The sequence below is a fragment of the Cobetia sp. MM1IDA2H-1 genome (genome assembly GCF_002916775.2).
GTDB lineage: Bacteria > Pseudomonadota > Gammaproteobacteria > Pseudomonadales > Halomonadaceae > Cobetia > Cobetia marina.
Window position 1 is genome coordinate 3,245,615 of record NZ_CM133225.1, and the last position, 13,461, is coordinate 3,259,075.

At 62.1% G+C, this 13,461-nt stretch carries 11 protein-coding genes and 1 pseudogene; 9 read left to right on the top strand and 3 right to left on the bottom strand.

The features are described from left to right. Positions 1 to 110: 110 nt before the first annotated feature. Both BOH68_RS13805 and infA read left to right on the top strand, forming a co-directional pair. The gene (locus BOH68_RS13805) at positions 111 to 914 is read left to right on the top strand and encodes an arginyltransferase (protein WP_077375331.1); all 804 of its coding nucleotides are present in this window, start codon (positions 111 to 113) and stop codon (positions 912 to 914) included. Positions 915 to 1,264: 350 nt separating this feature from the next. Then, entirely contained in the window at positions 1,265 to 1,483 is a 219-nt protein-coding gene (gene infA / locus BOH68_RS13810) for a translation initiation factor IF-1 (RefSeq protein ID WP_024953359.1), read from the top strand. 658 nt (positions 1,484 to 2,141) lie between these two features. Here the strand turns inward: infA and clpA are convergent. The 3 genes from clpA to icd form a co-directional block, all read right to left on the bottom strand. Then, positions 2,142 to 4,406, bottom strand: coding sequence for an ATP-dependent Clp protease ATP-binding subunit ClpA (clpA, locus tag BOH68_RS13815; protein ID WP_077375333.1), 2,265 nt, complete (start codon positions 4,404 to 4,406; stop codon positions 2,142 to 2,144). Between the two features lie 33 nt (positions 4,407 to 4,439). Further along, positions 4,440 to 4,841, bottom strand: a complete 402-nt coding sequence (gene clpS, locus BOH68_RS13820) for an ATP-dependent Clp protease adapter ClpS (protein WP_077375336.1) — start codon at positions 4,839 to 4,841, stop codon at positions 4,440 to 4,442. A 316-nt stretch (positions 4,842 to 5,157) separates the two neighbouring features. Then, positions 5,158 to 6,420, bottom strand: coding sequence for an NADP-dependent isocitrate dehydrogenase (gene icd / locus BOH68_RS13825; RefSeq protein WP_065392420.1), 1,263 nt, complete (start codon positions 6,418 to 6,420; stop codon positions 5,158 to 5,160). Between the two features lie 100 nt (positions 6,421 to 6,520). Between icd and BOH68_RS13830 the strand changes: the two are divergent. The 7 genes and pseudogenes from BOH68_RS13830 to BOH68_RS13860 all read left to right on the top strand — a co-directional run. Further along, positions 6,521 to 7,108 (top strand): annotated as a pseudogene (locus BOH68_RS13830) (pseudouridine synthase); the annotation flags it as partial. 218 nt (positions 7,109 to 7,326) lie between these two features. Next, complete coding sequence (locus BOH68_RS13835; protein ID WP_077375342.1) at positions 7,327 to 7,776, top strand: NUDIX hydrolase; 450 nt, start codon at positions 7,327 to 7,329, stop codon at positions 7,774 to 7,776. A 173-nt stretch (positions 7,777 to 7,949) separates the two neighbouring features. Then, positions 7,950 to 9,131, top strand: a complete 1,182-nt coding sequence (gene mnmA / locus BOH68_RS13840; RefSeq protein WP_077375345.1) for a tRNA 2-thiouridine(34) synthase MnmA — start codon at positions 7,950 to 7,952, stop codon at positions 9,129 to 9,131. Continuing rightward, complete coding sequence (gene hflD, locus BOH68_RS13845) at positions 9,128 to 9,763, top strand: high frequency lysogenization protein HflD (protein ID WP_077375348.1); 636 nt, start codon at positions 9,128 to 9,130, stop codon at positions 9,761 to 9,763. The genes mnmA and hflD overlap by 4 nt, the downstream gene beginning before the upstream one ends. Before the next feature lie 149 nt (positions 9,764 to 9,912). Beyond that, positions 9,913 to 11,280, top strand: coding sequence for an adenylosuccinate lyase (purB, locus tag BOH68_RS13850; RefSeq protein WP_077375351.1), 1,368 nt, complete (start codon positions 9,913 to 9,915; stop codon positions 11,278 to 11,280). A 334-nt stretch (positions 11,281 to 11,614) separates the two neighbouring features. Further along, positions 11,615 to 12,868 carry a cupin domain-containing protein gene (locus BOH68_RS13855; protein ID WP_077375354.1) on the top strand — a complete coding sequence of 418 codons (1,254 nt, stop codon included), beginning with the start codon at positions 11,615 to 11,617 and terminating at the stop codon, positions 12,866 to 12,868. Continuing rightward, a complete protein-coding gene (locus BOH68_RS13860) occupies positions 12,865 to 13,296 on the top strand; it encodes a GNAT family N-acetyltransferase (protein ID WP_077375356.1) in 432 nt (143 codons plus the stop codon). The genes BOH68_RS13855 and BOH68_RS13860 overlap by 4 nt, the downstream gene beginning before the upstream one ends. Positions 13,297 to 13,461: the final 165 nt, after the last annotated feature.

The window sequence follows — 13,461 nt, forward strand, 5'->3', positions numbered from 1 at the left end:
AAGGTGAAGGTCATCAGGTCCTTGGAACGATACCGCCATCCTGGCGCAGGTCATCACCGACGATGGGCTGCCAGCGTCCACACTGATGCAGTGAGGGAGATGAAGCGAAGGTGAGCAGCAATACCCCCAAACAACCGCAACGCGATCTGCGCTTCTTCCTGACCGTGCCCCATGCCTGCAGCTACCTGGAAGGACGCCAGGCGACCACGCTGTTCCTCGACCCACAGGAAGCGCCCAACTCCGGCGTCTATGATGCTCTGGCTCTGCTCGGCTTTCGTCGCAGCGGCTCACACCTCTATCGACCGCACTGCGGCGATTGCCGCGCCTGCATCTCGGTACGAGTCCCCATCGCCGACTTCACGCCCAACCGTACCCAGAAGAAATTGCTCAAGCGCAATGCCGATCTCACCATCGAGGAAGGCCCGGCACTGTTCGATCCCGAACACTATCGTCTGTATGCGCACTATATCCGTAGCCGTCACGCCGATGGCGACATGTTCCCGCCAAGCCACGAGCAATACCGTACCTTTCTGACGTCACGCGATGAATATGCACGCCTGATCAGCTTCCGGCTCGATGGCAGGCTGGTGGCGGTCGCGGCCATGGATCGCATGAGCCATGGGCTGTCCGCCATCTACACCTTCTACGACCCCGATGAAGCCTTACAGTCGCGCTCCCTCGGCACCTACGCCGTACTGTGGCAGATAGAGCAGGCGCGCCGGGAGGCTCTGGCGCATCTTTATCTGGGCTACTGGATACGGGATTGCCGCAAGATGAACTACAAGCAGCATTTTCAACCGTTGGAATACCTGGATGGCAGCCATTGGCGTCGCCGGATCCCCTTCAGCTTCCATGATACTCACCTCCCCCTGAGCCTCATCAAGACTGGTGACAGCCTGCAGCGCGACGCCTAGGGCCCGCCTTCGCCTCCCCGCTCCTGAAAGGATGGGGAACCTCATGGCAGTGCCGCTGCCCAACCTCAGTGCAGCGGGTTCTCGAGAGGGGATTCGAAAGGGAAGCTCGAGAGTGGACAGGGCAGCCCCTACCGCCGGCGGAACCTGTCGGTGGCACTGGATACGATTTTATCGCTCCTGCGGCCTGCCCACGAGCGCTCAAGGAGCGTACAATCTCGCTTCGACTTTGCCTTGCTGCCGCCCTTGCGGCACAATATCGCCTATCGAAGTCCCGAATCCGGCACTTTTCTGTGCGCGGATGGCTCGGAACCCACCGCATTACTCCCTGTATCAGATGAGGATCAGCCTATATGGCGCGTGAAGATCATATTGAAATGGAAGGCGTCATCGTCGACACCCTTCCGAACACCACTTTCCGTGTAGAACTGGAAAACGGCCACATCGTGACCGCACACATCTCCGGCAAGATGCGCAAGAACTACATCCGCATCCTGACCGGTGACAAGGTCAAGGTTGAGCTGACTCCCTACGACCTGTCCAAGGGCCGTATCGTCTACCGTTCGCGCTGAGCACGGTCTGACTGCCTTGCCGGTCACTCGACATCGAGCATCAGGCTGCGGGGGCATGGCAAATCAAGATCTGCCCTCACCCCACTTGCCAATGCTCCCTGTGACACCGGCTGGCTGAACCGGCCGTCCTGGCATTTCAGACATGGAAGCCTTTCCTGCCTGATCCCCCCGCTCGGACCCGGAACAGCGCACCACAAGCCCTTCGTGACACGACTCCTCGTGACATTGAAGGCGCGTCTCGATGGTGCGCGCCAGAGTATTCCGATGATGCCGCTTTGCCCCGTGGATGCGTCCTGAGCCCGAACGCCCGTCTGGCCTTCGCTCCCATCCCATGAGGACAAGCGGCTCATCCATGCCCCCGCCCCTGCCATGACACGCTGCCCTTGCGGCAGAGGCCTTGGCGTGGGCGCCTTTCACCTTTCCCCTTCTGCGTAATCCGTCCTCACCCCCTCTTCTTCCCTGCCCTCTTGCTTCTCTCGACTGCACCATCGGCCGTCCTTTCCGCCATGGACCCTGCTGTCGGCATTTGACCCTCGGCGGAGCGGAATCACTGCGCTGGCTCGCTTTTCAGGCAAAAGAAAACGGCCAGTGCCTGAGCACTGACCGTTCATTGTGATGATGCTGCGGGGCATCAATACATCACGAGACGCGGCGACCCTCAGGCCATTTCAGCCTCGGTCTCCAGGTGCAGTTCGCCGTTATCGACCGTGACATGCACGATACCACCGGACTCCGACAGATCACCGAACAGGATCATCTCGGCCAACGGCTTCTTGAGCTTCTCCTGAATGACGCGCGCCATCGGACGAGCCCCCATCGCCGGGTCATAGCCAAGAGTCGCCAGCAGGTCTCGCGCTTCATCCGCCACGTCCAGCTGCACGCGTTTCTCGTCAAGCTGTGCCTGCAGTTCGACCAGGAACTTGTCGACCACATTGCGCACCACGGCGAGATCCAGCGCGCCGAACTGGATGATGCCATCCAGACGGTTGCGGAATTCCGGCGAGAAGGTCTTGCGGATGACTTCCATCGCATCGGTGGAGTGATCCTGATGCTTGAAGCCGATGGAGCGACGCGCCACCTGCTCGGCACCCGCATTGGAGGTCATCACCAGGATGACGTTGCGGAAGTCCGCTTCGCGACCGTTGTTGTCGGTCAGGCGGCCGTGGTCCATCACCTGCAGCAGCAGGTTGAAGACTTCCGGGTGTGCCTTCTCGATCTCATCCAGCAACAGCACACAATGCGGCTGCTTGGTGATGGCTTCGGTCAGAAGCCCGCCCTGGTCATAACCGACATAGCCCGGCGGTGCCCCGATCAGGCGCGAGACAGTGTGACGCTCCATGTACTCGGACATGTCGAAGCGCACCAACTCGATCCCCATCAACGCTGCCAGCTGACGCGCGACCTCGGTCTTGCCGACACCTGTCGGCCCCGCGAACAGGAAGCTGCCCACTGGCTTGTCCGGCGCCTTGAGCCCGGCACGCGACAGCTTGATGGCTGCCGAAAGACCGGTGATGGCATCGTCCTGACCGAACACCAGCATCTTGAGATCACGCTCGAGATTGGACAGCAGCTTCTTGTCGGAGCTGGAGACCGTCTTCGGCGGAATGCGCGCGATGGACGCCACGATCGCCTCGACCTGCTCGGTATCGATGGTATCGACACGGATGCTCTCGGGCAGCAGACGCTGGTGAGCACCGGCTTCATCGATCACGTCGATGGCCTTGTCAGGCAGCTGACGATCGTTGATGTAGCGATCCGCCAGTCGCACTGCCGTCTCGAGCGCCGCATCGGTGTACTTGAGGGCATGGTGCTCCTCGAAGCGACCTCGCAGCCCCTTGAGGATGCGAATGGTGTCGTCCACCGACGGCTCCATGACATCGACCTTCTGGAAGCGACGTGCCAGCGCACGGTCCTTCTCGAAGATGCCGCGGAATTCCTGGAAGGTGGTGGAACCGATGCAGCGCAGCTCACCGGAAGACAGCAGCGGCTTGAGCAGATTGGAGGCATCCATCACGCCACCGGACGCCGCTCCCGCCCCGATGACGGTGTGGATCTCGTCGATGAACAGGATCGAGTTCGGTTCCTTGCGCAGCTCCGCCAGCAGAGCCTTGAGGCGCTTCTCGAAATCACCGCGGTACTTGGTACCCGCCAGCAGCGCGCCGAGATCCAGCGAGTAGACGACGGCTTCCTTGATGACTTCCGGGACGTCTTCCTCGACGATTCGCTTGGCGAGGCCTTCCGCGATGGCGGTCTTGCCGACACCGGCCTCGCCGACCAGCAGCGGGTTGTTCTTGCGACGGCGCACCAGAATCTGCACCACGCGCTCAAGTTCTTCATCACGGCCGATCAGCGGATCGATCTTGCCCAGACGTGCCTGGTCGTTGAGGTTGGTGGCGTAGTTGGTCAGCGGGCTGTTGCCGCTCTCGCTGCTGCTCTCCTCGCCTTCCTCGCTCTCGACCGACGCCTGAGGCGCCTGGGTGTGGCCCGCCACCTTGGAAATGCCGTGGGCGATGTAGTTGACCGCATCGACCCGCGCGACATTCTGCTGCTTGAGGAAGTAGACCGCCTGGCTTTCCTGCTCGGAGAAGATGGCCACCAGCACGTTGGCGCCGGTCACTTCACTCTTGCCGGAGGATTGGACATGGAAGACAGCACGCTGAAGCACGCGCTGGAAGCCCAGCGTCGGCTGCGTCTCGCGGTCTTCCTGCTCCTCAGGAATCAGCGGGGTGGTGGAGTTGATGAAGTCCTGAAGGTCGACTCGCAACTTGTCCAGATTGGCGCCACAGGCGCGCAAGACGTCCGAAGCGGAGGCATTGTCGAGCAGTGCCAGCAGGAGGTGTTCCACGGTCATGAATTCGTGGCGCTTGGAACGTGCCACGGTGAAGGCCGTGTTCAGGGTCAGTTCAAGTTCTTTGCTCAACATGGCAAGTCCCCTCTAGGCCGCGTCTTGGACGGATCACTCCGCCCGGTCGATGTCGCACAGCAGCGGATGCTGGCACTCTCGAGCATATTGATTCACTTGGTGGCATTTCGTTTCCGCGATGTCGCGGCTGAAGATGCCACAGGTTCCTTTTCCCTGATGATGGACAGCGAGCATGATCTGTACTGCCTGCTCCTGATCCTTGTTGAAGAAGGTGGTCAGCACCTCCACGACGAAATCCATCGGCGTGAAGTCATCATTGTGCAGAACGACCTTGTACATGGGCGGTGGCGCCAGTTCGGGCTCAGCGGTAGCGAACGCCAGATCGCCATCCTGATCCTCCTGGTGCGACGGCTCCTGTGCCGAGGGAGCCTGATTCCTGATCCGCAACAGCTGCGAGAAAGAGAAGCTGCTGCACGATGTGTCTGTCTTGAACATAAGGGGCTGATCCGGTGAACACAAGCAGTGGCGAAGCTGATTGCCTCAACGCGCCACGACGGAAGGCCACTTCCATCGCCGGGCATTGACGTTGATGGGATAAGGAAAAGATGAGGGCATGTCGCGCATGATGCAAGCGCCCTGCGCTCAAGTGTGCTCACGAGCGGGCGCAAAGCGCGCCGGAATGTCGTCTCCTGAAAGACGAAACGACATCTCAAGACGCAAGAAGGCCCCCGGACACGTCCGGGGGCCTTCTTCTGAGAACCCTGCACTGCCTGAAACGGAACGTCAGTCCCGGTCAGACAAGTGTCGGATCTCAGGCATCCATGTTGTCAGCGACAGCCTGACCGAACTCGGAGCACTTGAGCAGCTTGGCATCGTCCATCAGGCGATGGAAGTCATAGGTGACTTCGCCCTTGGCGATGGCCTTCTCGACGCCTTTCAGCACGAGATCCGCGGCTTCGACCCAACCCATGTGACGCAGCATCATCTCGGCGGAGAGGATGACGGAGCCCGGGTTGACCTTGTCCTGACCGGCGTACTTCGGTGCAGTACCGTGAGTCGCTTCGAACATAGCGACGGTGTCGGACAGGTTGGCACCCGGCGCGATACCGATACCACCCACTTCCGCCGCCAGAGCGTCGGACAGGTAGTCACCGTTCAGGTTCAGGGTAGCGATGACATCGTATTCCGCCGGACGCAGCAGGATCTGCTGGAGCATGGCGTCAGCGATGACGTCCTTGACCACGATGTCCTTGCCGTTGTTCGGGTTCTTGAAGGTCATCCACGGGCCGCCATCCAGCAGCTCGCCGCCGAACTCGTCCTTGACGATTTCGTAGCCCCAGTCCTTGAAGGCACCTTCGGTGAACTTCATGATGTTGCCCTTGTGCACCAGGGTCAGCGACTCACGGTCGTTGTCGATGGTGTACTGGACAGCCTGACGGACCAGACGCTTGGTACCTTCTTCGGACACCGGCTTGACGCCGATACCGCAGTTCTGCGGGAAGCGGATGTTGGTGACACCCATCTCTTCGCGCAGGAACTTGATGACCTTGTCGGCTTCCGGCGTTCCCGCTTTCCATTCGACACCTGCGTAGATGTCTTCGGAGTTTTCGCGGAAGATGACCATGTCGACGTCGGCCGGCTTCTTGACCGGACTCGGCACACCCGTGAACCAGCGCACCGGGCGCAGGCAGGTGTACAGGTCAAGCTTCTGACGCAGCGCGACGTTCAGGGAGCGAATACCACCGCCCACCGGAGTGGTCAGCGGACCCTTGATGGAAACGACGTAATCCTTGACAGCCTCGAGAGTCTCTTCCGGCAGCCAGGTGTCAGCGTCATAGACGTGAGTGGCTTTTTCACCGGCGTAGACTTCCATCCAGTGAATCTTGCGCTCACCGCCATAGGCCTTTTCGACAGCAGCGTCGATGGCAATCTTCATGGCCGGAGTCACGTCCACGCCGATACCATCGCCTTCGATGAACGGGATGATCGGATTATTCGGAACGTTGAGGGTATTGTCGGAATTTGCGGTGATCTTGGCACCGCCTTCCGGGACGACAATCTTCTGGAACCCCATTGATAACTCCCCTGTCATGGATTCAGTGGAGGCGCGAGTATAGCACCCGTGCCGCTTCTCACAGTAGGCTTATACGGCAGCCGCGACAAAAGTCTAAACCATGTCTCTCATATATCTGCTACACAAGCCCTACCGCGTTCTGACGCAGTTCACCGACCGTGATCAGGGCCGTCAGACCCTCGCGGACTTCATCGACGTGCCGGATGTCTATGCCGCCGGACGCCTCGATTACGATTCGGAAGGATTGCTGCTGCTCACCAGTGATGGCGCGCTCTCCCACCAGATCGCACATCCGAAGAAGAAGCAACCCAAGACTTACTGGGTGCAGGTGGAAGGCGCCCCTGATGAGCAGGCCATCGCCGCGCTGAGAGCCGGCGTGGAGCTCAAGGATGGCCTGACCCGACCGGCCCAGGTCAGGCTCATCGACCCACCGGCGTTGCCAGAAAGGCAACCTCCCGTGCGCTTTCGTGCCAGCATTCCCACCCACTGGCTCGAGATAATCATCAGCGAGGGTCGCAATCGACAGGTACGCCGGATGACCGCACATGTCGGTCTGCCGACACTGCGCCTTGTCCGAGCCGCCATCGGCCCCTGGAAGCTCGATGGCCTGGCACCCGGCGAGTGGCGCAGCGAGGAGGTCGAGATGCCCGTGCCGCCACGTAAGGCGCGCCCGCCCGCTCGTGGCAGGAACGTTGGCGGCCCCGGGGAGCGCAAGAACGGCTCGGGGCCGAAGCAAAGCACCAGGGGTGCCGACAAGCGCAAGCCTCGACAGTCCGACAGGCAGGCCGGCCACCATGCCGACGGCAAGCCAGCGTCGGGCAAGGCAGCCGCAGGCAAACGCAGCGGCGGATCTTCGCGTCCCTCCTCCTCGCGCCCCCCCTCCCACAAGAAAGGAAGAAAACCCTGATGGCTGCACGCTGGACCCCGAATGCCACCGTTGCCTGTGTCGTGGAACGCGCCGGGCGCTACCTGATCGTCGAAGAGGACAAGGGCGGCCCCGCGACGCTGTTCAACCAGCCGGCCGGCCACCTCGAGCCCCACGAGCGCATCATTGATGGCGTGCAGCGCGAGGTACGTGAGGAAACGGCCTGGCGTATCCTGCTGACAGGCTATCTTGGCCTGTACGTGCACGTTGCCGAGAATGGCACCCATTTCCACTCGCATGGCTTCGAGGCAGCGGCGCTGGAGCACCTGAACACGCCACTCGACCCTGACATCGTCAGGACCCACTGGCTGACTCTCGAGGAAATCGAGCAGCTGGAGGCCATGGGGCGTCTGCGCAGCCCGCTGGTGACCCGCCGTATCCGCGACAGCCTGCGTGGCAAGCGCTTCCCGCTCGACGTCATCCACGATTGACACGCGCCATCGTGACCGCTCAGGCGCCTGCCGTGCGTCAGAGGCTGCAGGCGGGGTGAATCCCACCCACGCCTTCAGGTATAATCGCGGTCAATCAAGCGGTGCCAGAATGACGTATCCGCCGCCTCCCCTGTTTGTGACGACTCGCGGCCACGCGGGTGACGAGAGAACTGATGACCGCTGAAACCGGTACCGGAACCAAGGTCATCGTCGGCATGTCCGGCGGTGTCGACTCCTCTGTCTCTGCCCTGTTGTTGATGGAGCAGGGCTATCAGGTCGAAGGCCTGTTCATGAAGAACTGGGACGAAGATGACGGCAGCGAATACTGCACCGCCATCGAAGACCTGGCCGATGCCCAGGCCGTGTGCGACAAGCTCGGCATCAAGCTGCATACCGCCAACTTCGCCGCGGAGTACTGGGACAATGTCTTCGAGCACTTCCTGGCCGAGTACAAGGCCGGTCGCACGCCGAATCCCGACATCCTTTGCAATCGGGAGATCAAGTTCAAGGTCTTCCTCGAGTATGCCGAGATGCTGGGTGCCGAGCTGATCGCCACCGGCCACTACGTGCGTGGCGGCGTGCGTGACGGTCGTGCGCGCCTGCTCAAGGGCCTGGACACCAACAAGGACCAGAGCTACTTCCTGCACGCCGTGCCGGAGTCCGCCATCGCGCGCACCCTGTTCCCGGTGGGAGAACTGGAGAAGCACGAAGTGCGGGCCATCGCCGAGAGGCATGAGCTTGTCACCGCGCGCAAGAAGGACTCCACCGGTATCTGCTTCATCGGTGAGCGACGCTTCGCCGACTTCCTCAAGCAGTACCTGCCGGCCCAGCCGGGCAAGATCGAGACGCCTGACGGCGAGGTCATCGGCGAGCACATGGGCCTGATGTACTACACCCTCGGCCAGCGCCAGGGCCTGGGCATCGGCGGACTGCGCAACCATCCGGACGCTCCCTGGTTCGTCTGTGCCAAGGATCTGGAGCGCAACGTGCTGATCGCCGTGCAGGGCAAGCACCACGAGCTGCTCTACACCCAGGTCCTGAGCACCGAGTCCGTCGACTGGGTGGCGGGCGAGCCGCCCGCGGCCGATGCCAACGGCGAACTGCGTATCCGCTGCAAGAATCGCTACCGTCAGGAAGATCAGGCCGCGACCTTGATCGTCAATGACGGCCAGCGTGTCGAGGTACGCTTCGATGAGCCACAACGTGCCGTCACGCCAGGTCAGTCAGCCGTCTTCTATCTCGGCGACATCTGTCTGGGTGGCGGCGTGATCGATGCCGCCTGGAAACTTCCGGCAGCGGCCAGCAGCATGGCCGCCGCCCCGCTCTCTGGCCCCGAGGAGTCTGCCGCGCAATGACCAGCGTGCCGATCCGTCCCGTCACTGATACCACCACCCGCCAGGCGCTTTCGCTGGCGGGCGTCTTCCAGGCGGCCGCGCTGGTCGATGAGCTCGCCCGTCATGGCCAGTGCGATGAGCGCGCCTGGGAAACCCTGGTCAACGCCACTCTGGACACCAACCCGGAAAGCTTCGAGGCCATCTACGGCGGGCATCACAACCGCCTGCGCCTGGGCATCGACACCGTGAGTGCGGTGATGGATCGGCGTCAGGTCTCCCCTGTGGTGATGCGCTATGGCTTCTCGCTGGTGATGCTGATGAGCAAGCTCAAGCAGGACCCGGACATGCTGGACAAGCTGGGGGCAGGCCTGACGCGTATTCAGGGCCAGGCCGAGCACTTCGGGCCGACCCACGAGAACGTGATCGCAAGCCTCGGCGAGCTCTACCAGCAGACCCTCTCCACCTTCCGTTACCGGATCGTGGTGCAGGGCGATCCCGGTCTGCTGCAGCAACGCATGATGCCAGAGCGCATCCGTTGCGCCCTGCTGGCCGGCGTACGCTTCGCGCTGCTGTGGGACCAGCAGGGCGGCCGTCGCTGGAAGCTGATCTTCCAGCGCTCCGCGCTCAAGAAATCCCTGCGCCAGCTGGACTGATGCCGGTTCGCCTGGCCGGCAGCACGCCCGCCAGGCAACACCGCGCACACCCCGAATTCGCTTCAACAACGCTGGAACCCGTCAAGCGGGTTCCGAGACACTTGAACTGGCAGCACGTCCTGTCCTGCCACCATCGGAAGATTCTCATCATGCAGCTGTCCGCCCTCACCGCTCTGTCTCCTGTCGATGGCCGTTATGGCGCCAAGACCGAGGCCCTGCGCGAGCACTTCAGTGAATTCGGCCTGATCCGTGCCCGTGTCACCGTCGAGGTGCGCTGGCTGCAGCGCCTGGCCGCCCACGCCGAGATCGCTGAAGTGCCGGCTTTCTCGAAGGAAGCCAACGCCGTACTGGACGCCATCGTCAGCGACTTCAGTGTCGAGGATGCCCAGCGCATCAAGGACATCGAGCGCACCACCAATCACGACGTGAAGGCGGTCGAGTACTTCCTGAAGGAGAAGGTCGAGGGCAACGCTGAGCTCAACGCCGTCACCGAATTCATCCACTTCGCCTGCACCAGTGAAGACATCAACAACCTGTCTCACGCCCTGATGCTGCGTGGCGGTCTGGACAACGTGCTGCTGCCGCAGATGCGTGAAGTGACCGAGGCCATCGTCGCACTGGCCCACCAGCACGCCGAACAGCCGATGCTGTCGCGTACCCACGGCCAGACTGCCAGCCCGACCACCCTGGGCAAGGAAATGGCCAACGTCGCCGCGCGTCTGCGTCGTCAGCTGGCCCAGATCGAACGCATCGAGATGCTCGGCAAGATCAACGGTGCCGTGGGCAACTACAACGCCCACCTGACCACCTACCCGGCCATCGACTGGGCGGCCAATGCCGAAACCTTCGTCGAGAGCCTCGGCCTGACCTTCAACCCGTACACCACCCAGATCGAGCCGCACGACTACATCGCCGAGCTGTTCGATGCCGTCTGCCGCTTCAACACCATCCTGATCGACTTCGATCGTGATGTCTGGGGCTACATCTCGCTGGGTTACTTCAAGCAGCGCACCGTGGCCGGCGAGATCGGCTCCTCCACCATGCCGCACAAGGTCAACCCGATCGACTTCGAGAACTCCGAAGGCAATCTGGGCATCGCCAACGCCGTGCTGGGCCATCTGGCACAGAAGCTGCCGATCTCCCGCTGGCAGCGTGACCTGACCGACTCCACCGTACTGCGCAATCTCGGTACCGGTCTGGCACAGGGTCTGATCGCCTACCAGGCGACCCTGAAGGGCATCAGCAAGCTGGAAGCCAACCCGGAACGCCTGAACGCGGATCTGGACAACAGCTGGGAAGTGCTGGCCGAGCCGATCCAGACCGTCATGCGTCGTTACGGCATCGAGAAGCCCTACGAGAAGCTCAAGGAGCTGACCCGTGGCAAGCGCATCGACCAGGCCGGTTTCGCCGCCTTCATCGAGACGCTGGAACTGCCGGAAGACGTCAAGACCGAGCTGAAGGCTCTGAGCCCGGCCAGCTACATCGGCAACGCCATTGCACAGGCCAAGGCGCTCTAAGCGACATTGCGCACTGCATGTCAGATGACGCCGGGGCCTCTGCTCCGGCGTCATGCATTACGCATCACGTATCACGTATCACGTATCACGTATTACACATCAGACAGCAGGCATCAGGCGACGCGCTGCATGCGGCGCTCGTTGCACGACCATGTATTCACGACCATGAATTCACGACCACTGACGTATCCACGTCAGTGCGCACGACATGTCACGCCCCACGCGGGCCGGCATGGATCGCATTGCCGCCAGCCAACCGGAAGCGGCTTCACCGACGTCATCGCGAGACACGCAGGCCCACCAAGGGCCGCGGCTCACGTTCGAGAGGTTCTGCATGAGCACATCCCCCGCCCCCCACGACACCGACACGCCACTGGCACTGTTGGGCGGCCTGAGCATCCGCGAATTCCTGCGCGACTACTGGCAGCAGAAGCCGCTGCTGATTCGCGGCGCCTTCGCGGATTTCGAGACGCCGCTGGAAGCCGATGAACTGGCGGGACTGGCCTGCGAGGACGGCATCGAGGCACGCCTGGTGGAAGAGCATGGTCCCGACAAGGCCTGGCAGGTCAGCCACGGGCCTTTCGATGACGCCACCTTTGCGCGCCTCGATGCCAAGGACGACAGCCAGTGGAGCCTGCTGGTGCAGGCAGTGGACCATTACGTCCCGGACGTCGCTGCCCTCTTCGAGCCCTTCACCTTCCTGCCGCGCTGGCGCCTCGATGACATCATGATCAGCTACGCGCCCACCGGCGGCAGCGTCGGCCCGCACCTGGACAACTACGATGTCTTCCTGCTCCAGGCGCAAGGCCAGCGTCACTGGCAGCTGGGCGGCATGCACGGTGATGACGCCGAGATCATCGATGGCATCGACCTGCGCATCCTCAAGCACTTCGAGGTCACACCGGGCGAGGATTGGGTGCTGGAGCCGGGCGACATGCTCTACGTGCCGCCGCGTCTGGCCCACCACGGCGTCAGCCAGTCCGATGACTGCATGACCATCTCGGTCGGCTTCCGTGCCCCTTCCGCCGATGAAGTCGTCACCTCCTATGCCGATTACCTGGGCGCCAGCCTGCCGGAATCGCTGCGCTACCGTGACCAGGGCATGGCACCGGTCGCCAATGCCGGCGAGCTGGACGACGCCTCGCTCGAGCGCGTACGCGAACTGTTGCTCAGCACGTTGGACAACCCGGCCCAGCTGGCCCAGTGGTTCGGTCGCTACATGACCCAACCCAAGTATCTGGAGCAGCTCGCCGCCCGTGAGCCGGCGCTCAAGACGCATGAACTGGTCGAGTATCTGGAAGATGAAGGCGTACTGGTGCGCTCGCTGGGCTCGCGCTTCGCCTTCCGTCACGGTGAGAATGACACCAGCACCCTGTTCGTCGATGGCGATGGCGTCCCCGCGACCCCGGCGCTCGCGGAAGCGCTGGCCTCCAGCGAACGCCTGACGGCGGTGTTGCTTGACTACACGACGGCCGACCTTGATCGCAAGGCCGTGGTCAGCCTGCTCACGGCGCTGGTCAATCGCGGCAGTCTGATTCTGGAATGCGACCTGCAGGACGAAGAGGACGAGGAGGAAGATGACGCATGAGTGACGCCATGATCAGTCTGGAACGCGGTGACTGGCAGACCCTCGCCGATGAGGCCAGCGAGATCCGTCGCGTGGTCTTCATCGAAGAGCAGCAGGTCCCGCAGGACGAGGAATGGGACGGCCGCGACGAGCAGTGCGTCCATTTCCTGGCACGTCTTGAAGGGCGTGCCGTCGGGACCGCTCGCCTGCTGCCGGATGGCCATGTCGGTCGCGTCGCCGTGCTCTCCCAGGCACGGGGGCTGGGGCTTGGTCTGCGCCTGATGGAGGCGGCCATTCATGCCGCTCGCCAGGCGGGTCACGCAGAGGTACTGCTCGATGCCCAGATCCACGCTCTGGAATTCTATCAACGCCTGGGCTTCACGGCCTTCGGTGAGGAATTCATCGATGCCGGGATACCGCACCGCAGCATGCGCTTGATTCTCAACTGAAAAGCGACGTTTTGTCACCAGAAACCGGCTCCCTGTGGGGGCCGGTTTTTTTATGCCTTCAAATATCTTGTAGTCTGTCTACAACGTGAAACGTGACCAAGTCATCATTCCCCAGGGCCCATGAAACCTGACATGATGATGATATTGAAAATATTAAAACACTCG